Here is a 23,791-nt window from a genome sequence, read left to right as displayed (position 1 = left end):
TCAGGCGATGCCTAGGCTGGGCCCATGACAGTGCGGGCGCGGCCGTTGCGGGCCGGTGATCTCGTGGCGATCGTGGCTCCGGCCGGGGGAATCAAGGCGGCCGAGCGGGTGGCGGGCGCCGAGGAGACGCTGGCCGGGTGGGGATTGAAGGTGCGGGTCGGGCCGCATGCCCTGGGGCGGCACTCGTTCTTCTCGGGCACCGACGACGAGCGGCTTGCCGACCTCAACGAGGCGTTCCGCGATCCCGAGGTGCGGGGCATCGTCTGCCTCCGGGGCGGGTACGGCGTGCAGCGGATCGTGGACCGGATCGACTACGCGGCGGTGGCGGCTGACCCGAAGCTGGTGATGGGCTTCTCCGACATCACGGCCCTGCACTTGGCGCTGTGGTGCGAGGTGGGGCTGGCGACGGTGCACGGGCCGATGGCGTCCTATCTGGAGCGCGGGGCCGACGGGGCGCGGCGGGCCTTGATGCTCGACGAGCCGGTCGTCGTGCGCGCCGAGCCGGGGTTTCGGGTTCCGGGACGGGCCGAAGGGGTTCTGCTCGGGGGCAACCTCACGCTGCTCGCCGCGTCGGCCGGCACTCGGCACACGCCGGATATGTCGGGCGCGATTCTCCTCGTCGAAGAGGTGGACGAAGAGCCGTACCGGATCGACCGGGCGATCGTGCAGCTCGGGCGGGCCGGTTGGCTGGACGGTCTGGCCGGCGTCGCGATCGGGCAGTTCATCGACTGCGTGGATCCGGGACATGCCACGTCGGCCGGGGAAGTCTTGGCCGAGCGGTTCGGCGCTCTCGGCGTACCGGTGCTCGGAAGTTTGCCCATCGGTCACGGTGAGTCGCAGACGGCCGTGGGTCTCGGTGTGCCCGCGGTTCTTGATGTCGAGCGCGGGACTCTGACCGTGGGGCCGGCGCATTCCGGAGCTGGTCGCGTCGGTGTGGGGTGAGGTTGGACAGGGGCGGCCGCTTCACGGAGAGGCAGCCTGCTCTCCCCCGAGGAGCAGGCTGCACGATCTCTACGTCGCGGCGCAGGTATGGGAGCGCTCCCGGGCCGACTTGACCCAGTCTCCGGTCCGCCGCCGAAAGCAGTCAAGACTTCTCGGAAACTTCCGATGATCGTTCGGAAGTTCCGAGTGGATCGGCCCAGCTTCCCGCGGCTGCTCGGCTCGGCCGACTGCCCCCTGCCCACCGCCGTCCGCCGGCTGCGGGTGGCCGCGGTCTGGTTCGGTGACGGCTTTTGGCGGCGGCAATAACGACTTTTTCGATAAGCGTCTGAATGATCACAAGACCTGCCGAATAGGTCGGGGTGTTTGTAATTTCAGACGCCGTGCGGAGAGCGGGAAGATGGGCGGCGGCACTCAGTCTGCTGATCGTCACCGTGCTGTGGATCGCGGGCCTCGGCCACGCGCCCACGGGCATAGCCGCGGCCGGCCGTCTGGTCGCGCTCTGGTCGGCCGATCTGCTCCTGATCCAGGTCGTTCTCATGGCCCGCATCCCGTGGCTCGAGCGGTCTTTCGGCCAGGACACGCTGGCCAGGTGGCACCGACTGACCGGCTTCAGCTCGTTCTTTCTGCTGGTCGCCCACGTGGTGCTGGCCCTGATCGGGTCGGCGGAACGGGCCGGAACCGGTGTTCTCCGGCAGGTGTGGGAGCTGCTCACCGCGTACCAAAGCATGGTCTTTGCCTGGTTGTCGCTTTTTGCCTTTGTGCTTGTCGTGGTGACGTCGGTGCGCAAGGTGCGGCGGAGATTGCGTTACGAGTCCTGGCATCTTTTGCATCTGTACGCCTATCTCGGTGTCCTGTTCGCGCTGCCGCACGAGATCGGGCTCGGGCACGATTTCCGCTCCCCGGCGGCGCGCGGTTATTGGTGGACGCTGTACGCGGTCGCCACCGCATCCACGCTGATCTTCCGAATCGGCCTGCCCGTCTGGCGGACGCTGCGGCACCGGCTGACCGTCGACACGGTCGTGACGGAGGCGCCCGGACTGGTCTCGGTCTACCTTCGTGGACGGCGGCTGGACCGTCTCCCGGCACGCGCCGGTCAGTACTTCGTGTGGCGGTTCGCCGACGGTCCCGGGGTGCTGCGTGGCAATCCGTTCTCCCTGTCGGGCCGCCCCGACGGCGACCGTCTGCGCATCACCGTCAAATCGGTCGGTGACGGAAGCGCCCGGGTCGCGACGCTGCGGCCGGGCACACGCGCGTTGATCGAGGGCCCGTACGGCCGGATGACCGCCGCGAACTACTCGGGCGGACCGGTCACGATGCTGGCCTGCGGCATCGGCGTGACTCCGCTGCTGGCCCTGCTCTGGGACCTGCCGTACGGCCAGGGCAAAGCGACCCTGGTCTACCGCACCCGGCATCCACATGACCTGGCGTTTCTGCGCGAGCTGCAGTGGCTGGCGCGGGAGCGGGGCGTGCGGGTGGTTCCGCTGGTCGGGCCGCGCCTGTCCGACACGTCGTGGCTTCCGGCCGAATACGCCGACTACAGCGACGCGGAGGCATTGCGCCAGCTTTCGCCGGATATCGCGGATCATGACGTGTACGTGTGCGGGCCCGATCCCTGGACCGACGCCGTGTTGAAGGCCGCCCGGCAGTTGGGTGTCCCGCCCGGGCGGCTGCATCGAGAGCGGTTCGCCTGGTAGGTCGCGTGCTGCTTGACGTTTGTCAGGTCACCGCCCGGACGCCCACGCCCAGGCCGACGAGAACGACCAGCGCGGCGGTGGCGGTGGGCGCGCCGGCCGAGACGCGGCTCGTTATGTGGTTCAGCAGACCGCCGAGTCGCGCCGTGCGCCCGCCTCGGGTGATCAGCGCGCCCAGCCTGCGTTGGGCGACGACGAGCAGCAGGCCGACGGCGGTGAGCGTGCCGGCCATGCCGATGCCGTAGGCCAGGACCAGCAAGACGCCCAGCCCGGCCCGGCCCAACCCGATCGCGCCGAGCAGCACGACCAACGCCGATGGACTGGGCACCAAGCCGCCGGCCAGCCCGATTCCGGCCAGTCCGAGCCGTCCGCCGGGCCGATGATGATCGTGCCGGTGCGGATGGTCGTGCGGGTGCGGGTGGTCGTGGGGGTGCGGGTGGTCGTGCGGGTGCGGATGGTCGTGGGGGTGGTCGTGTCCGTGCGCGTGGCCCTGCCGGCGGGTGTCTTTGCGGGAGCGGCGGGCGGAGATGAGCATGCCCACGCCGACCGCGACGACCAGCGCGCCGCTCGCCGCACCGAGCCACGTCAGCACCCGGTCGCCGGCCAGGGCGGTCGACGTGCTCAGCAGGAGGCCGACGACCAGAACGCCGCCCGTGTGCGCGAGCGTCACCGTGCCGCCCACCGCCAGCGCGTCCCGGAGGCGACCGCGACGGCCGGCGAAGTAGGCGGCCATCACCGTCTTCCCGTGACCGGGCAGGGCCGCGTGCCCGGCGCCCAGCAGCAGGGCGAGCAGGAACGCCGAGGCGACCACGACGGGCGTCAGGTGGCCGCTCACCACGGACTCGATGCGGGCCTCGGCGCTCGTCAGCCAGCTCGGCCCGGGACTCGTGGGCGACGTCGCGGCGGGGGCAGGTGCCGAGCCGGCGGCCCCGACCCGGATGGTGGCGGTCCGGACATCGGGAGCCGACGTCAGCAGGTCGCGGGGATAGGACGTCAACCGGCCACTCACGCTGTCGGCGGGCAGTGAGCCTGTGACGCGTACGCCCTCGCCCCGGGCAGTCAGCTCGCGCCAACCCACCCGCCCGGACCGATAGTGGTTGTCGACCCGCACGGTGGCAACGCCGTCGAGCCGCGCGCGGGCCGAGAACAGGCAGGAAAGCCGGCTCGTGGAAAGGCCGCCCGCACCGGCCTTCACGCCGAAGGACGGACCGCTGACGGTCCAGGCAACGCGACCTCGATCGGCGTCGACCACGAAGGCGTCGGCGTAACGGCGACACTCCGCCAGCGCGTACCCGGACCGCTCCTCGTCCGACAGGGAACCGTCGCCGTCGGCGTCGACCAGAGGCTTCTCCTGCAGGGTCGGGATCTCCGCGATGTCGGCCAGCGCAAGCACGTCGATGCGGTCGGGGTGCAGGGTGATCTCGGCATACTGGTTGATCGAGAAGTTGCCCATCGGGTGCGCCTCGGCCGGTGCGGCGAGGAACAGCACACCGGCCGGCACGGCGGCGACCACGATCAGCGAGCGGACGAACCGGCTCATCTCGCGCCTCCGAGGCCGGACAGGGCACGGCGGGCGGCGGGCCCGTCGACGGGGGAGAAATACGGATTGGTGTCGAGCGCTCGGCGAAGCTCGGCCCGGGCGGCGGACCGGTTGCCTTGCGCCAGGTTGATCAAACCGAGGTGATAGGCGTACGTCGCGGGATGCGCACCACCGGAGACGGCGCGCCGGGCATAGGTGAGTGCTTCCGCGTCGTGGCCGGCGGCGTGCAGCGACCAGGCCAGCATGTCCGCGACGTCGGGATGCCGGCGGCGGGACCACTCGGCGCGCGCGGCGGCGACCGCATCGGCCGGGCGGCCCTCGGCCAGGGCGAGCGCCGCGGTGGCCAGTTCGTCGCGGCCGCCGTTCGCGGTGAACAGCCGCTGCGCGTTGCCGGCCAGGCTCAGTTGCTCCTTGGCCTGGGCGGGGTGGCCGGCGGCGGTGAGCAACTCGGCGTACTCGAGGAGATACGACGGACCGGGCAGCCGGGCGGTGAGGTCGGCGTAGTCGGCGATCGCGCCGGTCAGATCACCCTCGGCGGCGCGGACCCGGGCGCGGCCACGCTGGGCGGCCACGGATGCCGGGTCGGCGGCCAGCCCCGACGCGTACTCGTCGCCGGCTGTCGTCAAGTCGCCGCGACCGAATGCGAGGTCGCCGAGCTGGGTGTGGCAGAACGCGGCATCGTGCGGGTCGGCCGCGTCGTCCAGCGCGCGCCGCATCAGTGCGGCGGCCTCGGGGATGCGGCCGCGCAACTCGAGGTCGTAGGACGCGCGGGCGTACGCCGCGAGGCCGGGCCGGGTGTCGAGCATGCGCTGCACCGCGGCGGTCGCCCCCTTCGCGTCGCCCAGCTGGGTGAGGGCGTCGGCCAGCACGCCGTACGCGTCGGCATCCGCCTCGTCGATCCGAAGAGCCGCGCGGGCCCGGTCGCGCGCGGCGCCGAAGTCGTGGCGGGCGTTGGCGAGCGCGCCGAGCACGACCAGCGCGTCACCGTTGCCGTCGTGCCGCAGCTTCAGGGACTCGCGAGCGGCCTGCTCGGCCTGGGGATAGAGGGCGGGATCGGCGGTGACCCGGGCCTGCTCCAGATAGGCGGCGCCGAGCCCGGCCCAGCCGGTCCAGTCGCCGGGAACGTCGCGAAGATGCTGCTGAGCCCGGGCGACCCGGTCGGCGAGGACGTCCACCGGCTGACCGACCGGGACGGGCTCCTCGGACGGCGCGGCGTGCGGCCGGGCCACGATGCCGGCGACCGCGAGCGCCGTGGCCGCGAGCGCGGCGGCCAGGGCCAGGCGGGTCAGGGTGCGGCGCATGGTGAGCCTCCAAAGGGGATGCCGGGTGGGCGCGCGAGCTCGCGCGCCCACCCGGGCCGGTCACATCGGGACGGTCTTGCCGGGGTCGTGGTTGCCGGTCGCGGGCTGCGGCCGAACCGGTGCGGGCCGGCGTCGCCGCATGAAGGCGAGCAGACCGAAGGCCAGGATCAGCGAGCCGATTCCGGTGGCCCCGGTCGCGTACGCCACCGGCTTGGTCGGCCATCCGTCGCCGGCGGAGGTCAGCGCGGGCGCGGCCGCCGCCCCGGACTGCTCGGGGTCGGCGATGCCGGCGCCCACCGCGTCGCTGTCGGATGGCGTGGCCGTCTGCGGTTGCACGGCGGGTGGCTGGGCGGCACCGCCCTGGGTGTTCACGCCGGCCCCGTTCGGCAGGGCGACGTACGGGAAGCTGCCGCCGAACTGCTGGTTGTTCGCGTCCACCCGATCGCCCGCCGCGAGAGCGTCGACGAGCTTGCCGGTCTGCGCCGCGCCGGCCAGCGCCTGCAGTTCGATGTCGACCACGTCGTCGGTGAGGCGCCGTCCGTTCGGGAAGCCCTGCAGGTCACCGCCGAGCACGCCCAGCCGGTTGGGCCGGCCGGCCACCGGCACCGACAGGTTCAGCCGCAGCTCCTCGGCCGGCGTGAACCGGCCGGCCGGCACATCGGCGTTGTTGAGCTGCGAGTTGAGGTCGGCCTTGATCGGTCCGTTGGCCTTGGTGGTGATGCCGGTAAGGAAGATCTCGGCGAGGTCGTTGCGCGGCGTCGCGGGCGCCGGGATCTTGTAGATCTGTTGCAGCAGCCGCGGCACCTCGGGATCGGTGACCTGCTTGACCAGGGCCGGAATCTTCGCGTCCCGCTCGGGCGGGGTGGCGTTGAACGTGTCCTTGAGCCCGGCCGGGACGACGACCTCGTTCACCAGCGGGTTGCCCAGGCGCGAGACCTGCACCTTTCCGCCGTACGACGAGCCGTCGGCGACCCGGATGCGGTCGCGCTCGGTCGTGGTCCAGACGCCGACCACCGGGTTGCGGGCAGCGTCGCCCTTGAGAGCCACGTCCTTGAACGGGACCTGAATGGCGATGGTGTTCACGTTGTATCCGGAGAGGGTGTCCTGCCCGGTCTCGCTCAGGTCCCCGCCGTACAGCAGATCGAAGACGCGCAGGTCGAGGAAGAAGGGGTCGTCGGCCTGGCCCGCGAAGATCTTCCACCCGCCGGGCAGCGTGCGAGTGGCCTGGTGGCGCAGGGCGCCGTAGTCGGGCATCGACGCCGGGCCGACCCGGGACGGTGCGACCGGCACCCCCTGGGCGCGCATCTTGAACGGTCCCCCGCCGAACGACGACTCGAGTGAGTACGTCTGGCGGAACAGCAGGTTGTCGTCGTCGACCGAGGTGACCGGGCCGTTGTTGTAGAGGAAGGTGTTGTTGCCCCGCTTGTCGATGTTGCTGAACTTCCAGCGGAACACGGCGTCGGGCTTGGCGTCACCGTCGTTGTCGACCTTGATCAGGTACGTCGCGTCGGTGGCGAACGGATAGAAGTTGGGGCCGCCGTTGGGTTCCTCGAACGGCTGCCAGTTGGCGATGAGCGTGACGTAGCCGGGGCGGTCCGGGCTGACGAACGCGTACAGATCGGTGTTGTCGATGGCCGGGTCGGCGGCGACGAGCGGGGCCTCGCGGTGGCTCGACGCGGTGGCGGCGCCGGGACCGAGCCCCCACACCGAGCCGGCGAGCAGTGCGGCCACGCCGATTGCGGCCGTCGCACGCCGGCGCCGGAGGGCCGGGTTGACCGTCATGATGATGTCCTTCCGTGCCGGTGCAGTGACTTTCTCGGCACGAGTTCGCCACCACCGGAGCCGCGGCTTGGGCGTTGTGAGATTGCCGTCGCCGACCCATCCGCGGCGGTGACGGCGCCGAACCGTCTCGATGTCTTTTGGTATAGCCAGCGCTACTTCGCTCGGCGCCGATCCGGTCTAACCTCTGGCGCGGAGGTGACCGATGACGACTCTGCCCAGCCGTGCACGCCGCGCGATCGACGCCCTGGAACACCTGGTGGGCGGCCTGGCGACCGCCGTCCTGGCGCTCGCGATGCTGGTCTGGACGCTCGCCGTCGCGATCCTCGGCCTGCTCGTGGTGGGCCTGTCGCTCGTGCCCGGCACGCTGCGCGCGATGCGGATGGTCGCCGATCGGGAGCGAGCGCGCCTGTCGCGGTGGGGTCCGGAGATAGTGTCGCCCGGGCCGACGCCGACCGGCTTGCGCGCGGCTCTGACCGACCGTGCGTGCCGGCGCGAGCTCGCCTGGCTGGCCGTGCACGCCACCTTCGGGTTCGCGATCGGGCTGCTCGGTCTGACCCTGCCGCTCTACGCCGTGCAGGACGTGACCTATCCCCTCTGGTGGCAGCTCACCCCGGCCGGCAGCAGCGGTCCCAGCGTCGCGTTCTGGCCGGTCAATACGTGGGCCGACGCGTTGGCCGTCGGGTTGCTGGGCCTGGCCTGGGTCGCGGTCGTCGTGGTGGCCGTCCCGCAGCTGGCGCGGCTACCGGGCTGGATCGGCCGATCGCTGCTCGGGCCCGGGCCCGGCGCCGACCTCTCACTCCGCGTGGAGCAGCTCACCGCGACCCGGGCCGCCGCGCTCGACGCGCACGCGGCCGAGTTGCGGCGCATCGAGCGGTCGTTGCACGACGGCACGCAGAATCGGCTGGTGGCGGTCAACGTGCTGCTGGGCGCGGCCCGCCGGCAGCTGGCCCGAGATCCGGCCGCGGCCGCCGAGATGCTGGCCCGGGCGCAGGACGCGGCCGAGCAGGCTCTGGCCGAGCTGCGGACGGTGGCGCGCGGCATTCTGCCGCCGGTGCTGGCCGACCGCGGCCTCACCGAGGCGGTCGAGAGGCTGGCCGGCGACTGTGCGGTGCGGTGCCGGGTCGACGTGGAGGCCTCGGGGCGCTGCGCCGCGTCGGTCGAGGCGACCGCCTATTTCGTGGTGGCGGAGGCGTTGACCAACGTGTCGAAGCACAGCGGCGCGACGAGCGCGACGGTGACGATTCGGCGCGCGGGCGACCGCTTGCACCTGCGCATCGACGACGACGGTCACGGTGGTGCGGACGAGGGGCGGGGGTCGGGGCTCGTCGGCATCAGGCGGCGGGTCGAGGCGTACGACGGAAGGATGTCTTTGACGAGCCCGGTCGGAGGGCCGACGACCATGCGGGTGGAGCTGCCATGCGGATCGTGATCGCCGAGGACGACGCACTGTTGCGGGAGGGGCTGGCGCTGCTGTTGCGGGCCGAGGATCTGGACGTGGTGGCGACCGTCGACGAGCCGAAGGCGTTTCTGGACGCGGTCGACGAGCACCGGCCCGACGTGGCGATCGTCGACGTGCGGATGCCGCCCACGCACACCGACGAGGGAATCGTGGCGGCGGTCGAGGCGCGGCGCCGGCAGCCCGGTCTGGCCGTGCTGGTGCTGTCGGCCTATGTGGAGCGGGCGTTCGCCACCGAGCTGCTGGGTGGCGGCGCGACCAAACTTGGCTACCTGCTCAAGGAGAGGGTCGGGCGGGTGGAGGAGTTCCTCCGGGCGCTGTACCGGGTCGCCGAGGGTGGCACGGCGATCGATCCCGAGGTGGTCGCCCAGTTGATGAACCGGATGCGGCCGGACGGGGCGCTCGAGCGGTTGAGTCCGCGGGAGCGGGACGTGCTCGCGCTGATGGCCGAGGGGTTGGGCAATACCGCCATCGCCGAACGGCTGGTCGTCACCGAGGGGGCGGTGCACAAACACATACGCAGCATTTTCGCCAAGCTCGATCTCGCGCCGGACGATCGGGCGGACCGGCGGGTGACGGCGGTGCTGCGGTATCTGGAGGACGATCGCCGCCGCGGCTGAGCGAGCGTGGGGCACCACAGCGACACCGCCGCGGCCGAGTGAGGTGGGTGACCGGGGGCGGGATCCGGGCGCCCCGGCCGCGGCGGGCCGTCGTCAGCGGCCGGGGCCCGGAACCCGGAGTCCCGACCGCCGACGGCCGCGTACCCCGTAAAGGCGGGGGCTAACGCGCGGGATGCCAGTTTGCCGAAGAACGCCCCCGGGTCGTTGTCAGGTGTTCGATGGGCGCTCGATCTCGAGCGGAGAGCTCACCCCACCGCCGAGCTGGGGGCGTTCGGTGACGACCCGATCAAGTTGCCTGGCCAGCTGCGGGATGGTGGACGAGGACAGGTAGGTCTCGGCGCCCGCGTCCAGCATGCGCCGGATCGCTCCGAGGTAGCTGATGCCGAGGGTGTCGTCCTCGAACTCGGCGGCGACGATGCGGGCCTTCGGGAACATCGACCGGAAGTGCCCGATCAGTTGCGGACTGATCGGCGGCACCAGCAGGACGTCCGTCGTGGGCGGGGCCGACTGCAGATCGACGACGATGTAACCCGGGCCGAGCTGGTCGGAGAGCGCGGTGCGTGCCGCGTCGGGCAGCTTCATCGCGGTGGCGACGACGGTCACGTCGTCGTAAGTGGGTCGCTGGTGTTCGGCTTCAGGCACAGGGGTGGGCGCCACGATCTCGCCGTGGAGCGCGCCGGCGGCGGCGCAGACGGTCGCGATCGGGAGGCCGTTTCGGGTGATCGTCAGCTCTTCGCCGGGGCCCAGGTCGTCGATGAGGGCCGCGACGTCGTCGGGGAGGCGTGAGATGTCGATGCCGCGAGTGTAGGAAGGGGCCGCCAGCCGTTACCTAACCCCACCCGGTCACTGGGTGGGGAGGAAAGTAGACGGCGCGTACGACAATCTCGACCCGAAATCCACCAGGTGGCCGGGGAAGGTGACCTCGATACGCAAGCCGCCGGCGGGACCGGGGACACACGTCAGAACGGCATCGTGTGCGGCCGCGATCGCTCGCACTATGGACAAGCCCAGACCGTGGTGGCCGGGCGTCACGGCGGTGCGATCCAGGCGCTGGAACGGTTCGAACAGCCCCTCGATCCGGTCCGGAGCGATCCGCTCGCCGGTGTTGACGACCACGAGCGCGGCACGGCCGTCGTCGAGCACGCCCGTCGTCACCGAGATCGAGCCGTCCGGGACGTTGTAGGCGACCGCGTTGTCGACCAGGTTGGCCACCAGCCGCTCGACCAGCGCCGGATCGCCGGTTGTCCAGGCCGACTCGATGCGGGCTTCCACGCGTACGCCCAAGGGAAGAGCGACCGGGCGATAAGCCGCGACCGTCCGCCCGGCGATCTCGGAGAGATCGACGTGTTCGCGCTGCGCCAGCCCGCGCTCGCTGCCAGCCAGGGTGAGCAGCGACTCCAGCATCGCCGCCTGCTGTTTCCGCAACTCCAGCAGGCGTTCGACGAGGGACCGGTACTGCGGCAGCGTCGCCGTGCGGTCGGTCAGCGTCTCCTCCATCAGCGCGTGCTCGAGCGTGATCGGCGTGCGCAGCTCGTGGGCGGCGTTGGCGACGAAACGCCTGTGCGCGTCGAGCGCGGCCTCCAGGCGGTGCAGCAGGCCGTCGACCGTGTCGGAGAGCTCGCGCAGTTCGTCGCGCGGGCCGGTGGCGGCCAGCCGGTCGTGCACGTTGCGGGCCGAGATGCGCTGGATCGAGGTGACCATCGTCCGCAGCGGACGCAGGATGCGACCGGCCAGCAGCCAGCCCAGCCCGAGCGCGAGCACCGCGATGACGGTCAGCGCCACGCCCGAATAGACCAGCATCAAGTGCAGCGTGGCCTGGTGTTGTTTCTGGGCCTCGTCCGCCGCGCGGGCGGCGATGTCGTCGAGGGAGGGCGGTGGTGAGCCGAGGCTCGCGACATTCTGCACGATCAGCTTCCGGGGCGCATGCGAGACCAGCAGGTACGTGATGGCCAGCATCGCCGCACCGCAAAGCACCACGAGAGCGCTGTAGAGCAGGGTCAATTTCGCGCGTACGGGAAAGGTCATCTCGCCCTCAGATCCGGTATCCGGCCCGCGGGACCGTCGCGATCAGGGCCGGCTCGCCGAGCTTGCCGCGCAGCCGGTTGATGGTCGCCTTGACCGTGGTGGTGAATGGGTCGGCGGCCTCGTCCCACACCCGTTCCAGCAGCTCCTCGGCCGGCACCGCGCGATGCCGGGCGGCCAGCAGGTACTCCAGCACGGCGAACTCCTTCGGGGTCAGCGCCAGGCGCACCCCGGCCCGGGTGGCGACCCGCGTGGCCGGGTCGAGCCGCAGGTCGCCGTGGGTGAGCACGGCGGGGGCGGCGGGCTGGGTACGGCGGGCGATGGCGCGCACCCGGGCGATCAGCTCCGCGTACGCGAACGGTTTGGGCAGATAGTCGTCCGCGCCGAGATTGAGCCCCTCGACCCGATCGGCGAGCGTGCCCGAGGCGGTCAGCATCAGTACCCGCGGACCGGTGACCTGACGGCACACGTCGTCGCCGTGCACCACCGGAAGATCCCGGTCCAGCACCAGCACGTCGTAGTCGGTGGCAATCGTCCGTTCCAGGGCGGCGCCGCCGTCGTACACCACGTCGACGGCCATGCCCTCGCGCCGCAGCATCCGCCCGATCGAGTCGGCCAGCTCGGACTGATCCTCCACCACCAGCACTCGCATCGGCCCAGCGTGGCGGAGGGGACGTCACACCGGGGTCACCAAACCGCGGACCGCCCTGTGACCGCCCGGTCCGTAGAACCGAGAGCCATGCGAATGAGAACTCTGCTCGTCCTGCTGGTCCTGGTGACGGCCGGCTGCGGCGGCAACCACGACGAACCCACCGCGACACCGACGACGGCCGACCGCCAGGCGCAGGCCGTGAAGTACTCCCAGTGCATGCGGGAGAACGGCGTGCCCAGCTTCCCCGACCCGGTCGACGGCCGCATCCAGCTGCGGGCGCGCAAGGGCAGCGACCTCGACCCGGAGAGCGCGTCGTTCAAGAAGGCCCAGGAGACCTGCAAGCAGTACCAGCCGGCCGGCGCCGAGCAGCAGGGACCGGGCGGCGCGCAGCAGGAACAGGCGCTCGAATGGGTGCGGTGCATGCGGGAGAACGGCGTGCCGAAGATGCCGGATCCGCAGGCCGACGGCCGGATGCTGCTCGGGCCCGACAACGGCGTCGACCCCGAGTCGCCGGCCTTCAAGGAGGCCCAGCGCAAGTGCCGCGACCAGGCGCCGGACGGCATGGGATGAGACGGTGGACGACGGTCCTGGCCGGCGTGGTGCTGATCGCGGCCGGGGCACTCTACTGGTCGCGCTCGGGCCAGGCGGCGCCGTCGCGAGCCGCGGAGATTCCGCCGGCGGTGGCGACCGTACGCGAGGGCGCGCTCCACGGGCAGGTCGATCAGAGCGGCACCCTGTCGTACGCGGCACGGGCCGACGGCAGCGACTATCCGGTCGTCAACCAGGGGGCCGGCGTCTACACGAAGCTGCCGGCGGCCGGTCAGGTCATCGCCTGCGGCCAGGTCCTCTACTACCTCGGCGACGACCCGGTGTTCCTGCTCTGCGGCAGCCGTCCGCTCTATCGCGACCTCGCACGCGGCGACGAGGGCTGGGACGTCGCGATCCTCAACCGGAACCTGCGCGATCTCGGGTACGACGCCGACGACGGTGACGACTTCACGTGGCGGACCGCGGACGGCCTCGAGGACCTGCTCGGCGACGACGCCCTCGGCTTGGGCGATGCGGTGGTGCTGCCGGGGCCGGTGCGGATCGCCGCGGTGACCGCCCAGCTCGGTGGACGGGCCGTGCCCGGATCGCCGCTGGGCTCGGCCGTCACCACCCGCCGCGAGGTCGTGGTGCAGCTCGACGCCGCCCAGCAGGCCCAGGTCAAGACCGGCGACCGGGCGCGGATCACGCTTCCCGACAACCGGGTGACGAGCGGCCGGGTGAGCCGGATCGGCGCGGTCGCGGTCGAGGGCAAGGACGGCGCGACCATCCCCCTCTACCTGACGCTGGACAAGCCGACGGACGCGGGCGCCTGGGACGCCGCCCCGGTACGGGTGCAGATCGCCACGGCCGCGGTGGAGAAGGCGCTGATCGTCCCGGTCACGGCGCTGATCGGCGCGGGCGCCGGCGGCTTCGCGGTCGAGCGGCTCGGCCCGGACGGCGGCCGCGAGACGGTGCCGGTCGAGCTCGGCCTCTTCGACGACGGCGCCGGGATGGTCCAGGTGCGCGGTGGAACGCTGCGGGCCGGCGACCGAGTGGTGGTGCCGTCGTCATGAGCGAACCGGTTCTCGAACTGCGAGGCGTCGTCAAGCGCTACGAGGAGGTGGCCGTGCTGCACGGGATCGACCTGCGCGTCGACGCCGGTGAGCTGGTCGCGGTGGTGGGCCCGTCCGGCTCGGGCAAGTCCACGCTGCTGCACATCATGGGCACGCTGGAACGGCCGACCAGCGGGGCCGTACGCATCAACGGCGCCGACGTGGCCGGGCTGGACGACCGGCGGCTGGCCGACGTGCGCGCCCGCGACATCGGCTTCGTCTTCCAGCAGTTCTTCCTGGCCGCCCACGCCACGGTCCTCGACAACGTGGCCGACGGCATGCTCTACGCCGGCATCGACGCGCGCACTCGCCGGCGCCGGGCGGCCGAGGCGCTGGATCGGGTCGGCCTCGGCCACCGGCTGCGCTTTCGGCCGGGCAAGCTCTCCGGCGGCGAGCGGCAGCGGGTCGCGATCGCCCGCGCGGTGGCCGGTCGCCCGGCGATCGTGCTGGCCGACGAGCCGACCGGCAACCTCGACTCGGCGACCGGCGCCGCCATCGTCGAGCTGCTGCACGAGCTCAACGCCGACGGCGCGACGATCATCGTGATCACCCACGACCTCGGTCTGGCCGGCAAGCTGCCGCGGCGGGTAGGGGTGCTCGACGGCCGGATCGTGCGGGACAGTCATGCGGCTACGACCCACTGACCAGGCGCGGGTCGCGAGCATCGGGATCCGGGCCCGCAAGCTGCGGGCCGCCCTGTCCGCGCTCGGCATCGCGATCGGCGTCGCCGCGATCGTGGCCGTGCTCGGGCTCTCCTCGTCGTCGCAGGCCGGTCTGCTCGCCCAGATCGACCGGCTGGGCACCAACCTGCTCACCGCGAGCAGCGGCCAGTCGTTCAGCGGCGGCGATGCGCCCCTGCCGTCGGCGGCCCCGGCCCGGGTCGGCCAGCTCGCCGCCGTCCGGCAGGTCGCGCACACGGCGGCGATCGACGAGACGAAGGTCTACCGGAGCCCGCTGATCCCGTCGATCAGCACCAACGCGCTGCGGGTACGGGCGGCGAGCCTGAACCTGCCGGACGTGGTGGCGACCGGGATGGCCGGGGGGAGCTGGCTCAACGAGGCGACCGCGACGCAGCCGGTGGCGGTGCTCGGGGCGGTCGCGGCGCGGCGGCTCGGCTTCGACCGGGTCACGCCCGGCCTGCGGGTCTGGCTCGGTGGCCAGTGGTTCTACGTCTCCGGCATCCTCGCGCCGGCCGTGCTCGCCGACGAGCTGGACAGCAGTGTCCTCATCGGATACCCGGCCGCCCGGCGTTACCTCGGCTATGTCGCGATCGAGGGTGGCCGGGCCGTCGCCGGGCCGCCGGGCGAGCTGTACGTGCGGGCCGACACCGATCGGGTCGGCGAGGTGCAGGCGTTGCTGGCCCGGACAGCCAACCCGGAGGCGCCGAACGAGGTCGACGTCGGCCAGCCGTCGGACGCGCTGACCGCCCGGGCCGCGGCCGAGGGCGCGTTCGACCGCCTCTTCCTCGGGCTCGGCGTGGTGGCGCTGATCGTCGGCGCGGTCGGCGTCGCCAACATCATGATCATTTCGGTGCTGGAGCGGCGGTCGGAGATCGGCCTGCGCCGGGCGCTCGGCGCGACCCGGCGGCAGATCCGCGCGCAGTTCCTGGCCGAGGCGGTGTTGCTGACCGTGCTCGGCGGCCTGGCCGGGGTGGCGGCCGGCCTGATCGCGACCGCCGTCTATGCCCGCGGCAAGGGCTGGCAGGTGGTGGTGCCGGTCGAGGCCTGGGCCGGCGGCATCGCGGCGGCCGTGCTGATCGGTGCGGTCGCGGGGCTCGTGCCGGCCGTGCGGGCGGCGCGGCTGTCGCCGACCGAGGCGCTACGGACCGTCTAAAAATCGATCGCGGTGAGTATTGTCCGGCCACGTTACTCACGGGTAACGTGGCCGGATGGAGCGTCTCCTCACTCCCTCCGCGCGCGGCGGATTCCTCAAACCGCTCGCCTTCGGCGCCGGCTTCGCGGTGCTGACCCTGTTCGTGCTCGGCGGGCGGCCGTTCGCCTGGGACTTCCGGTCGCCGGCCTCGGCCGGGGCGATGGGCGCCGGCTATCTCGGCGGCCTGGCCATGCTGACCGCGACGGTGCGGCTTCGTCGATGGGTGGACGTGCGCCTCGCGTACGGGACCACGCTGTTGTTGATGTTCCTGATGCTCGGCGTGACGCTTCGCCATCGCGGGTCGACCCATCTCGGCGGCGGCGACGTCATGGGTTTCGGCTACGCCTGGGGCTGGCTGTTCGTGCACGTGGCGACCGTGATCGTGGGTGTCGTGCTGCTCGTCGGCCAGCTGCGGGCGCCCGGGAAGCCGTCGGCGCGGGTGGAGCCGCGAGCCTGGTTCATGGTGCTGCCGGTGGCTGTGGTCGCCGTGATCGGCACGGCGATCGGCGTGCTCGCGCTGCTGTTCCCGGCGGCGGTGGCGCCACGCTGGCCGTGGCCGGTGTCCGATCTGGACGTCTCGGCGCTCGGAGTGTGGGCGCTGGTCTTCGGCGTCGGGTCGATGCTGGCCCTGCGCGAGGGCGACGCCGACCGGCAGCGCGTGGGCGCGATCAACTACCTGGTCGCGGGCGGCGCGGCGGTCGTGGCCATGATGCGCTCGGCCGGGGAGATCGACTGGTCCTCGGCGTACGCGTGGATGTATTTGATCGCCATGCTCGCGCTCGCCCTGACCGGCCTGGTCGGGTGGGCGACCGCCGGGCCCGCCGAGCTGCGGACCTCGCCGGTGCTCGGGCGCTGAAGTTCGCCTGGGGTTCATCCGCCGGAGGGCGTTCGTGAACGAGCGACCGTCAGTCTCGGCGTTCGTGGCTGATGCGCGCTTCCGGATCGTGCGGCACCGACCCGACGGATCGTTGAGCTGGCGGTTGCTCGCCACCAACAACCGCGACATCGGGCGCTCGCCGGTCCGGCACCCCGACGTCGAGGCGTGCCGCGCGGCGGTACGTGACCTTCAGCTTCGTCTCGGCCGGGCTCGGACCTCGATCGTACGAGCGGAAGCCTCATCGTGGAGCTGGCGGATCGCCGTGGGTGACGTAGTCGTCGCGGTCTCCAGCCGGGACTATCAGCGCCGCATCCAGGCCGAGCAGGCCGCGGGGATCGCTCTGGCGCTGATCCCCGCGGCCGCGATCGTCGAGCCGGCTTGAATGCTTGTCCGACCGCTCGCCGAGCCCTTTATCCGAGCCGTTTATCCGAGCCGTTCATCCGAGCCGTTTACCCGAGCCGTTTATCCGAGCCGGAAGCTTTGGGCGCCGGTGCCGTTGCAGGCGTACTGGACGAGCTGGACGCCGTCGGCCGTGCTGGCCGCGGGGACGTCCAGGCACTTGCCGCTGTTCCGGTTGACGAAGTGGTAGTAGCCGCCGCCCTCGGACACGGACTGCCACTGCTGGTTCGCGCCGCCGCCGTACGTCCAGGTTTGGATCTTCGCGTTGTCGACGGTGGAGACGTTCGTGACGTCCAGAACCTGGGCGCTGTTGCCCCGGTTGTTGATCCGGAGGTAGCCGCCGCCCACGTCGGCCAGCTGGTACTGCTGGGTGTTCGAGCCGTTGCAGGCGTACTGCTGGATGACCGTGCCGTTGGCGGTGCCCGCGCCCTTGGCGTCCACGCACTTGCCGCTGTTCTTGTTGATGATCTGCTTCCAGGTCGGGTCGCTCGTGGGCGGAGTCGTCGGCGGGGTCGTGCTGGTTTGCCCGCCCAGCCACAGCAGCCCATTGATCAGCCATTGGTTCTGCTGGGCGGACTCGAACGTCGACGACGTACGCGTGTTGGTGTCGTAGTTCATGCCGTTGTGGCCGAAGTTCGCGTACAGCATCTTGTAGTTCTTGTTCGTCCACATGATCGGGTAATACCCGCTGCGCCACTGCTGGTTGGGGTCGCTGCCGACCGGGAACGTCGACGGGTCGAGCGACGCCAGGATGTCGATGTTCGGGTTCTGCCGCAGGTCGTTGCTCCACGAGTACCACTCGCTGACCGAGGACTGGATGGTCGCCGGCAGCCCCGCGGTCGAGGGGTGACCGCGGTCCTCGATCTTCAGCGTCTCGGCCGTCGGCCCCCAGGTGTTGGAGACGAAGTTCCCCGACCCGAGGAACGTGTTGTAGTACCAGCTCCAATCGTTGGCGCTCGTGGTGAACGCACTGACGTGGAACCCGAGAAACCCGCCGCCGCCCTGCACGTACTGCTGGAACGCGGCCCGCCGCTCAACCGGCGGCGCGTCGTCCAGAAACATGATCACCTGGTAGCCCGCAAGCCCGCTCGCACTGAGCCGGCTCCAGTCGGTGGTGGCTTCCCAGCTGAAGCCGTACTGGGCGCCCGCCTTCGGAAACCACTCCTTGGCTTCCTTGTCGAAGTCGATGTGCGCCGCGTCCCAGGTGCCGTTGTAGAACGCGAGCACCTTGAACGAGGCGGCCGCGGCCGCCTCGGCCCCGCGCACGGCAATGCCGGTGGCAGCCACCGTGAGCAGGGCAATAACCGCCACGAGGGCGCGTCGGAACAGTCTTCTCGCCACGATCCATACCTCAGGGGATGAGAGCGGTAGGGGAAGCGGCGCCGCTGGCTCACATCCTCAGGCATCGATGTCCGCCATCACAAGGTTAAGAGCATTAATAGTTAAACTAACTTCCGAAGCGGCCGCTTCCGCGCTTCCGGGCTTGCGTGGGTTCGTCTGGGGCGCTGGGGTCTTGGCTGGCCCCTTTGCTCTGCTTACCAATACGCGCAGATCAGCCTTCTGATCAGCGCCGTAACCCACCCCACCCCGTCACTGGGTGGGGTGAGAGTAGGTGCTGGCTACGACAACTTCGGCCGTAATCCACAGCGGGCCCGACCCGTTTCGGCGGACAGATTTGCTGGGTGAGCCGTTCCCGCCGCCGGGGGTGGCCGGTGGTGAGCTGCGGTTTTCGTAGGCGGCCGGGGCTGAGTTAGGGGGCCGGGGCAGAGTTAGGCGACCGGGGCTGAGTAGCCGAAGCCGGAGTGCCGGTGGCGAGGTTGGAGTGGCTGGGCCCGGTGTTCTCCTGGCGAAGACGACTCGCGATGTCCCACCACGACCCGCGCCGGCTGACCGACCGCCGCACGAACGTGGTGGCCGCCCAGCGGCCCCGACTCTTGCCGCGCACGCCGTCGGCCGACTCTTGCCGCGCACGCCGTCGGCCGGCTCTTGCCGTGCACGCCGCCGGCTGGCTCTTGCCGTGCACGCCGTCGGCTGGCTCTTGCCGTGCACGCCGTCGGCCGGGTCTTGCCGCGCCCGCCGTCGGCCCGCATAAGCGGGGCCTTGCGTTGGCGGCCGTGCCGCAGTCCGGCAGCGGGGAGTCCAGCGTCGAAGCGCGTTCCCCTGTAGGCGCGCTCCGACGTCGCGTGCACCTCGACCGTCTTTGTCGGTGAGCTGGTCATCCGCGCGGGCCCGTGCGGACTGCTGACCACGGGCGTGCTGGTAGAAGGCGAACCGGCAACCTCGAGCAGCTCACACGCACGCTCGATGTTGAACCCAGGCGGGCTGCTCCGCCGCGATGATCGGATACACGTTCATCGGTGCAGCCTCCACCCCACCCGGTCACTGGGTGGGGTGAGATTAAGGGCTGGCTACGACAACTTCGGATCGCTTATCCACAAGGCAACCCGTGTTGGCGCGTGGAGGTAAGCAGAGCAAAGGGCCGCGAAAGCGGGCGGCGATCAGCCGTTCCGGTGGGACGCCGGGCCGGTCGAGTCGCGGACTATCAGCTCGGTGGCCAGCTCTATGTGCAACGCATCCAAGCGATGCCGGTTGAGCAGACGCAACAGCAGGCTTACGGCGATGCGGCCCATCTCCTGCAACGGCTGACGGACCGTGGTCAGCGTCGGGCGGGTCGCCTGGGCCAGGTCGATGTCGTCGAAGCCGGCTATCGACAGGTCCTCCGGGACGCGCAGGCCGCGCTGGGCGGCGGCGGCCAGCGCGCCCGACGCGGCCTTGTCGTTGAAGCCGAGCAGGGCGGTGGGGCGGTCGGGCAGGTCGAGCAGGCGCTGAGCGGCCTCGTAACCGAAGCGGACGGTGGGCTCGCCGGGCAGGGCCAGGGCGGGATCGGGCAGGACGCCGGCGTCGGCCAGGGCGGAGATGTGGCCGGCCCGGCGGGCGGTGCTGGCCAGCCAGTTGTCGGGGCCGGCGATCACGCCGATGCGGCGGTGGCCGAGCTCCACCAGGTGGTTCGTGAGACTGCGGGCGCCGGCGAAGTGGGCGGCCGACACCGCCGCTATGTCGCGGGGGACGGTCTCGCGCGGGTCGACGACGACGAACGGGAAGCCGGCCTCCTGCAAGGCGACCAGCGCGGCGCCGGGCTCGGGGGGCAGCACGATGATCGCGCCGGCGATGCCGGGGCGGGACGCCAGGGACGAGAGGACGTCGTGGTCCTGGGTGGCCTCGCCGGCGTTGAGCACGACCTGGCGGTCGTGCACATCTAACGTTTCGGCGATTGATGAGACGATAAGTCCGAAGTAGTCGGTCAAAAGGTACGGGCAGCGGAGGAAGATCGCACCCGGCGGAGCGGGCCGCCGCGACGATACCTGGCCGCCCAGCTGGGAGATGGTGCGCTGCACGAGATCGCGCGTCTCGGGCGCGACATGCGACTGCTCGTTGAGCACCCGCGAGACGGTCGCGATGGACACCCCGGCATGGGCGGCTATGTCCCGGACCGTCACGCGTTTCATCAGCGAAGCATAGACATTGACGTGCGGCGCCGGTCAGTGGTTACCTGACCCGTATCAGAAACGTTTCGTGGTTGTTTCAGATTGTTACATCGGGAGAGAGCCCATGGCCAGCCTCGGAACCGCCGCCCTGACCGCCCTCGTCCTGGTGGCGGCGCCCGTCCCGGCCGCCGCGCATCCGGGACATCAGCACACCCGCTCGGCGCACGTCTGGCTCTCCACGCCCGACGGCACGAACAAGATGACCGACGCCGGCACGGTGGACTTCGGCGCGGCCGTCGACAGCGCGACGCCGACCATCGTCGTCGACCAAAACCGCAAATATCAGGAAATGGTGGGGTTCGGGGCTTCGATCACCGACTCCTCGGCGGCGGTGCTCTACCGGCTCGACCCGAAGGCCCGCGACGCGGCGATGAAAGACCTCTTCGCCGCCGATCGCCTCAACTTCCTCCGCCAACCTATCGGCGCCTCCGACTTCACCGACGAGCCGGCGTACACGTACGACGACGTCCCGGCCGGCCAGACCGATTTTGGCCTGCGCCACTTCAGCATCGCCCACGACAAGACCCAGATCCTGCCGCTGCTGCGCCAGGCCCGGCGGCTCAACCCAGAACTCAAGGTCATGGGCACGCCCTGGTCACCGCCCGCCTGGATGAAGACGAACGGCTCCCTGGTCGGCGGGCGCCTGATCGACACGCCGGCGATCTACCGCGCGTACGCCGCCTATCTTGTGAAGTTCATCAAGGCCTACCGAGCCGAGGGCGTACGCGTCGACTACCTCACGCTGCAGAACGAGCCCCAGAACCGGAACCCCTCCGGCTACCCGGGCATGGACCTGCCGTCCTGGCAGGCCGCCAAGGTGATCGAGCAGCTCGGTCCCATGCTGCGCGGCGAAGACACCAAGATTCTCGGGTACGACCACAACTGGACCGAGCACCCGAATGATGCCGCCAACACGCCGCCGGACGAGACCGCCGACATCAACCACTACCCGCAGGAGCTGCTCGCCTCGCCGGCCGCCCGCTGGGTCGACGGCACCGCCTACCACTGCTACTCCGGCGACCCGAGCGCGATGACGGCCCTGCACAACGAGTTCCCGACCAAGGGCATCTACTTCACCGAGTGCTCCGGCAGCCAGTCCGGCAACCCGGCCGACACGTTCTCGGACACGCTCAAGTGGCACGCCCGGAACCTGATCATCGGCAACACCCGGAACTGGGCGAAGACCGTCGTCAACTGGAACCTCGCCCTCGACGAGACGAACGGCCCGCACACCGGCGGCTGCGGCACCTGCACCGGCGTGATCACGGTCGCCGCCGACGGCACGGTGACCCGCAACGCCGAGTACTACACGCTCGGTCACCTGGCCCGGTTCGTCCGGCCGGGCGCCGTCCGGGTCGCCAGCACGTCGTTCGGCACCACCGGCTGGAACGGCCAGGTCATGGACGTGGCCTTCGTCAACCCGAACGGCGAGACCGTCCTGGTCGCCCACAACGAGAACGACAACCCGCAGGCGGTGAACGTCCGGTTCGGCGACGAGCAGTTCACGTACACGCTGCCCGGCGGCGCGCTCGCCACCTTCGTGTGGCGGGGCCGCACCGACGACCGCCCGATCGCGCCGACCGGCTGGACCGCCACCGCGTCGACGGCGAGCGCCACCGAGGGACCGGCCTACGCCGTCGACGACGACGCCAGCACCCGCTTCAGCACCGGCGCCGCCCAGGCGCCCGGGCAGTACCTGCAGGTGGACCTCGGGAAGGTCCAGCGCGTCGGCCGGATCGTCTTCGACACCGGCGCCTCGACCGGCGACTACCCGCGCGGGTACACGATCACCGCGTCGACCGACGGCATGACCTGGGGGCCGGTGCGGTCGGTCGGCGCGGCACCATTCGCAACCGGCTACCCGAAGAGTCCGGTCCGGTACGTCCGCATCACGCTCACCGGCGAGTCCGGCAGCTGGTGGTCGGTGGCCGACGTCCGGGCCTACCGGTAATCAGACCGAGGTGTAGAACCGGCTCGGGTCCGCGGCGAGGGAGGCCTTCACCTGGGCACTCCAGTCGTCCGCCGGGACCTCGAGCCGGTTCTCCTCGATCCCGTTGAGCGCGGCGGCCACCACGGTGGACGGTGCGATCTTCGGCCCGTCGTAGCCGGCCATCATGTCGGTGTCGGCGGCACCCAGGTGCAGACCGGTCACCAGCGTCTTCTGGGCCGCGAGCTCCAGGCGTACGCCGTTGGTGAGGTTCCAGGCGGCCGCCTTCGCCGCGGCATATCCGCCGGCGCCGGGATAGGCGAACCAGGAGAGCGCCGACAGCACGTTGAGGATCGCGCCGCCGCCGAGCCGTGGTGCGAAGGCCCGGATCATCCGGAGCGTTCCCCAGTAGTGGGTGTCCATCTCGCGCCGCAGCAGCTCCAAGTCCCCGCCGACCAGGTCGGCGCCGGTCGACACCCCGGCGTTGTTGACCAGCAGGGTGACGTCGGTGGCGGCCTCGGCCGCGGCCGCCACCGAAGCCGGGTCGGTGACGTCGAGCGGCAGCACCTCGACGCCGGGGATGTCGACGAGTGACGGGCGACGCGCCGTGGCGTACACCTTGGTGGCGCCGCGGGCGAGAAGCTGGGTGGCGAACTCGCGGCCGAGACCGCGATTGGCCCCCGTGACCAGGGCAATCGATCCGGAAATCAACATGGCGCTACGCTAGAACCTGACGTTGACGTCAGAGGCAAGGATCGCGACGGAGGTCACAGTGCGTATCGGCGAGCTCGCCACCAGGTCGGATGTGAGCGTCCGGGCCCTGCGCTACTACGAGGAGCAGGGGCTGCTGGTCAGCGAGCGCAGCGGCAGCGGGCAGCGTCACTACCGGGAGGCGGCGGTCGAGCGGGTCCGGCTCATCCAGAACCTGTACGCGGCGGGCCTGGCCAGCCGCACGATCGCCGAGCTGCTGCCCTGCGTCGACGCCCAGGTCAGCACCCCGGAGTCGCGAGCCCGGCTGGCGGCCGAGCGCGCCCGCATCGACCGGCAGATCGCGGAGCTGACGGCGACGCGCGACCGGCTCGATGCGATCATCGAGCTCACCGAGAGCCCCGAGCACAGCGGATGCCGCATTCAGGCCGGGTAAAGGATTCGGGCCACGTAACGGATTCAGGCCACGTAGAGCTTGCGGATCGGTGAGGTGACCTCCCACGTGGTCTCGGTGCCGGCGTCCAGCCGCACCAGGTCCCCGGGACCGACCGCGACCGCCGCCTCGCCCACGGTGATGGTCGCCGAGCCCGCCAACACCAGGAAGACCTCGTCGATCTCGACGTCACGGACGACGCCGACCGACATCTCCCAGACGCCGATCTCGACGCCCGAGTCGCCGAGCTCGGTGATCCGCGTGGTGCCGAGCGTCGGCGCGCCCGACACCACGTCCGTCGCCGGGGCGGCGGTGTGCTTGACCGCGATCTCGGCCAGCCGGAAGACCTCGACTCCGTCCATGCCCGAACGATAACCGGGAATG

At 71.2% G+C, this 23,791-nt stretch carries 22 protein-coding genes; 12 read left to right on the top strand and 10 right to left on the bottom strand.

Annotation, left to right across the window (positions count from 1 at the left end; translation table 11 throughout):
* Positions 1-24: 24 nt before the first annotated feature.
* Both ACQP2F_RS45460 and ACQP2F_RS45455 read left to right on the top strand, forming a co-directional pair.
* Positions 25-942, top strand: coding sequence for a S66 peptidase family protein (locus ACQP2F_RS45460; RefSeq protein ID WP_433299165.1), 918 nt, complete (start codon positions 25-27; stop codon positions 940-942).
* A 380-nt stretch (positions 943-1,322) separates the two neighbouring features.
* Positions 1,323-2,636 (top strand): ferredoxin reductase family protein, encoded by a 1,314-nt coding sequence (locus tag ACQP2F_RS45455; RefSeq protein WP_433299163.1) that lies wholly within the window; start codon positions 1,323-1,325, stop codon positions 2,634-2,636.
* Between the two features lie 22 nt (positions 2,637-2,658).
* Here the strand turns inward: ACQP2F_RS45455 and ACQP2F_RS45450 are convergent, their stop codons facing one another.
* From ACQP2F_RS45450 to ACQP2F_RS45440, 3 genes are read right to left on the bottom strand one after another with little or no spacing between them, the layout of a single operon-like run.
* Positions 2,659-4,173, bottom strand: coding sequence for a hypothetical protein (locus tag ACQP2F_RS45450; RefSeq protein WP_433299161.1), 1,515 nt, complete (start codon positions 4,171-4,173; stop codon positions 2,659-2,661).
* Positions 4,170-5,474 carry a tetratricopeptide repeat protein gene (locus tag ACQP2F_RS45445; RefSeq protein WP_433299159.1) on the bottom strand — a complete coding sequence of 435 codons (1,305 nt, stop codon included), beginning with the start codon at positions 5,472-5,474 and terminating at the stop codon, positions 4,170-4,172. Before ACQP2F_RS45445 ends, ACQP2F_RS45450 begins: the two co-directional genes overlap by 4 nt.
* Before the next feature lie 60 nt (positions 5,475-5,534).
* Complete coding sequence (locus tag ACQP2F_RS45440) at positions 5,535-7,256, bottom strand: DUF4331 domain-containing protein (protein ID WP_433299157.1); 1,722 nt, start codon at positions 7,254-7,256, stop codon at positions 5,535-5,537.
* A 202-nt stretch (positions 7,257-7,458) separates the two neighbouring features.
* On the opposite strand from ACQP2F_RS45440, the gene ACQP2F_RS45435 reads away from it, so the two are divergent.
* Positions 7,459-8,685 carry a sensor histidine kinase gene (locus tag ACQP2F_RS45435; RefSeq protein WP_433299155.1) on the top strand — a complete coding sequence of 409 codons (1,227 nt, stop codon included), beginning with the start codon at positions 7,459-7,461 and terminating at the stop codon, positions 8,683-8,685.
* Entirely contained in the window at positions 8,673-9,332 is a 660-nt protein-coding gene (locus ACQP2F_RS45430) for a response regulator (protein WP_433299153.1), read from the top strand. Before ACQP2F_RS45435 ends, ACQP2F_RS45430 begins: the two co-directional genes overlap by 13 nt.
* A gap of 207 nt (positions 9,333-9,539) precedes the next feature.
* Here the strand turns inward: ACQP2F_RS45430 and ACQP2F_RS45425 are convergent, their stop codons facing one another.
* The 3 genes from ACQP2F_RS45425 to ACQP2F_RS45415 all read right to left on the bottom strand — a co-directional run bounded on the left by ACQP2F_RS45425 (position 9,540) and on the right by ACQP2F_RS45415 (position 12,006).
* Positions 9,540-9,974, bottom strand: coding sequence for a hypothetical protein (locus ACQP2F_RS45425; RefSeq protein ID WP_433299151.1), 435 nt, complete (start codon positions 9,972-9,974; stop codon positions 9,540-9,542).
* 201 nt (positions 9,975-10,175) lie between these two features.
* Positions 10,176-11,357, bottom strand: coding sequence for a sensor histidine kinase (locus tag ACQP2F_RS45420; RefSeq protein WP_433299149.1), 1,182 nt, complete (start codon positions 11,355-11,357; stop codon positions 10,176-10,178).
* A 7-nt stretch (positions 11,358-11,364) separates the two neighbouring features.
* Entirely contained in the window at positions 11,365-12,006 is a 642-nt protein-coding gene (locus tag ACQP2F_RS45415) for a response regulator transcription factor (RefSeq protein ID WP_433299147.1), read from the bottom strand.
* A gap of 93 nt (positions 12,007-12,099) precedes the next feature.
* Between ACQP2F_RS45415 and ACQP2F_RS45410 the strand changes: the two genes are divergently transcribed.
* From ACQP2F_RS45410 to ACQP2F_RS45385, 6 genes are all read left to right on the top strand, one after another.
* A complete protein-coding gene (locus ACQP2F_RS45410; protein ID WP_433299145.1) occupies positions 12,100-12,576 on the top strand; it encodes a hypothetical protein in 477 nt (158 codons plus the stop codon).
* Complete coding sequence (locus ACQP2F_RS45405; RefSeq protein WP_433299143.1) at positions 12,573-13,607, top strand: efflux RND transporter periplasmic adaptor subunit; 1,035 nt, start codon at positions 12,573-12,575, stop codon at positions 13,605-13,607. The genes ACQP2F_RS45410 and ACQP2F_RS45405 overlap by 4 nt, the downstream gene beginning before the upstream one ends.
* Positions 13,604-14,290 carry an ABC transporter ATP-binding protein gene (locus ACQP2F_RS45400; protein WP_433299141.1) on the top strand — a complete coding sequence of 229 codons (687 nt, stop codon included), beginning with the start codon at positions 13,604-13,606 and terminating at the stop codon, positions 14,288-14,290. The genes ACQP2F_RS45405 and ACQP2F_RS45400 overlap by 4 nt, the downstream gene beginning before the upstream one ends.
* On the top strand, positions 14,271-15,479 hold the full coding sequence (locus ACQP2F_RS45395) for an ABC transporter permease (RefSeq protein ID WP_433299139.1): 1,209 nt from the start codon (positions 14,271-14,273) through the stop codon (positions 15,477-15,479). The genes ACQP2F_RS45400 and ACQP2F_RS45395 overlap by 20 nt, the downstream gene beginning before the upstream one ends.
* Positions 15,480-15,534: 55 nt before the next feature.
* A complete protein-coding gene (locus tag ACQP2F_RS45390) occupies positions 15,535-16,374 on the top strand; it encodes a hypothetical protein (protein ID WP_433299137.1) in 840 nt (279 codons plus the stop codon).
* A 64-nt stretch (positions 16,375-16,438) separates the two neighbouring features.
* Positions 16,439-16,777, top strand: a complete 339-nt coding sequence (locus ACQP2F_RS45385; protein ID WP_433299135.1) for a hypothetical protein — start codon at positions 16,439-16,441, stop codon at positions 16,775-16,777.
* An 80-nt stretch (positions 16,778-16,857) separates the two neighbouring features.
* On the opposite strand, the gene ACQP2F_RS45380 is transcribed toward ACQP2F_RS45385, so the two are convergent.
* A complete protein-coding gene (locus ACQP2F_RS45380) occupies positions 16,858-18,135 on the bottom strand; it encodes an RICIN domain-containing protein (RefSeq protein WP_433299133.1) in 1,278 nt (425 codons plus the stop codon).
* Positions 18,136-19,292: 1,157 nt separating this feature from the next.
* On the bottom strand, positions 19,293-20,300 hold the full coding sequence (locus ACQP2F_RS45375) for a LacI family DNA-binding transcriptional regulator (RefSeq protein ID WP_433299131.1): 1,008 nt from the start codon (positions 20,298-20,300) through the stop codon (positions 19,293-19,295).
* A 103-nt stretch (positions 20,301-20,403) separates the two neighbouring features.
* Here ACQP2F_RS45375 and ACQP2F_RS45370 point away from each other — a divergent pair, with 103 nt between their 5' ends.
* Positions 20,404-22,290: a discoidin domain-containing protein gene (locus tag ACQP2F_RS45370; RefSeq protein ID WP_433299129.1), complete on the top strand. Its 1,887-nt coding sequence runs from the start codon at positions 20,404-20,406 to the stop codon at positions 22,288-22,290.
* Here ACQP2F_RS45370 and ACQP2F_RS45365 read toward each other — a convergent pair whose 3' ends face one another.
* The gene (locus ACQP2F_RS45365) at positions 22,291-22,980 is read right to left on the bottom strand and encodes an SDR family oxidoreductase (RefSeq protein WP_433299127.1); all 690 of its coding nucleotides are present in this window, start codon (positions 22,978-22,980) and stop codon (positions 22,291-22,293) included. It abuts the gene before it with no gap.
* Between the two features lie 58 nt (positions 22,981-23,038).
* On the opposite strand from ACQP2F_RS45365, the gene ACQP2F_RS45360 reads away from it, so the two are divergent.
* Positions 23,039-23,410 carry a MerR family transcriptional regulator gene (locus tag ACQP2F_RS45360; protein ID WP_433299125.1) on the top strand — a complete coding sequence of 124 codons (372 nt, stop codon included), beginning with the start codon at positions 23,039-23,041 and terminating at the stop codon, positions 23,408-23,410.
* Between the two features lie 23 nt (positions 23,411-23,433).
* Here ACQP2F_RS45360 and ACQP2F_RS45355 read toward each other — a convergent pair whose 3' ends face one another.
* Positions 23,434-23,769 (bottom strand): cupin domain-containing protein, encoded by a 336-nt coding sequence (locus tag ACQP2F_RS45355; protein ID WP_433299123.1) that lies wholly within the window; start codon positions 23,767-23,769, stop codon positions 23,434-23,436.
* Positions 23,770-23,791 lie beyond the last annotated feature (22 nt).

Source organism: Actinoplanes sp. CA-030573 (genome assembly GCF_050951115.1).
GTDB lineage: Bacteria > Actinomycetota > Actinomycetes > Mycobacteriales > Micromonosporaceae > Actinoplanes.
Note: the sequence above shows the minus strand (reverse complement) of the source record. Positions and strands in the feature narration are given on the sequence as shown.

Bases quoted from the DNA above. Each gene is read 5' to 3' on its own strand.
- ACQP2F_RS45445 (WP_433299159.1), bottom strand. From the start codon at position 5,474: ATGCGCCGCACCCTGACCCGCCTGGCCCTGGCCGCCGCGCTCGCGGCC.
- ACQP2F_RS45395 (WP_433299139.1), top strand. From the start codon at position 14,271: ATGCGGCTACGACCCACTGACCAGGCGCGGGTCGCGAGCATCGGGATC.
- ACQP2F_RS45460 (WP_433299165.1), top strand. From the start codon at position 25: ATGACAGTGCGGGCGCGGCCGTTGCGGGCCGGTGATCTCGTGGCGATC.
- ACQP2F_RS45450 (WP_433299161.1), bottom strand. From the start codon at position 4,173: ATGAGCCGGTTCGTCCGCTCGCTGATCGTGGTCGCCGCCGTGCCGGCC.
- ACQP2F_RS45420 (WP_433299149.1), bottom strand. From the start codon at position 11,357: ATGACCTTTCCCGTACGCGCGAAATTGACCCTGCTCTACAGCGCTCTC.
- ACQP2F_RS45435 (WP_433299155.1), top strand. From the start codon at position 7,459: ATGACGACTCTGCCCAGCCGTGCACGCCGCGCGATCGACGCCCTGGAA.
- ACQP2F_RS45390 (WP_433299137.1), top strand. From the start codon at position 15,535: ATGGAGCGTCTCCTCACTCCCTCCGCGCGCGGCGGATTCCTCAAACCG.
- ACQP2F_RS45415 (WP_433299147.1), bottom strand. From the start codon at position 12,006: ATGCGAGTGCTGGTGGTGGAGGATCAGTCCGAGCTGGCCGACTCGATC.
- ACQP2F_RS45370 (WP_433299129.1), top strand. From the start codon at position 20,404: ATGGCCAGCCTCGGAACCGCCGCCCTGACCGCCCTCGTCCTGGTGGCG.
- ACQP2F_RS45365 (WP_433299127.1), bottom strand. From the start codon at position 22,980: ATGTTGATTTCCGGATCGATTGCCCTGGTCACGGGGGCCAATCGCGGT.
- ACQP2F_RS45410 (WP_433299145.1), top strand. From the start codon at position 12,100: ATGAGAACTCTGCTCGTCCTGCTGGTCCTGGTGACGGCCGGCTGCGGC.
- ACQP2F_RS45405 (WP_433299143.1), top strand. From the start codon at position 12,573: ATGAGACGGTGGACGACGGTCCTGGCCGGCGTGGTGCTGATCGCGGCC.
- ACQP2F_RS45355 (WP_433299123.1), bottom strand. From the start codon at position 23,769: ATGGACGGAGTCGAGGTCTTCCGGCTGGCCGAGATCGCGGTCAAGCAC.
- ACQP2F_RS45400 (WP_433299141.1), top strand. From the start codon at position 13,604: ATGAGCGAACCGGTTCTCGAACTGCGAGGCGTCGTCAAGCGCTACGAG.
- ACQP2F_RS45375 (WP_433299131.1), bottom strand. From the start codon at position 20,300: ATGAAACGCGTGACGGTCCGGGACATAGCCGCCCATGCCGGGGTGTCC.
- ACQP2F_RS45430 (WP_433299153.1), top strand. From the start codon at position 8,673: ATGCGGATCGTGATCGCCGAGGACGACGCACTGTTGCGGGAGGGGCTG.
- ACQP2F_RS45440 (WP_433299157.1), bottom strand. From the start codon at position 7,256: ATGACGGTCAACCCGGCCCTCCGGCGCCGGCGTGCGACGGCCGCAATC.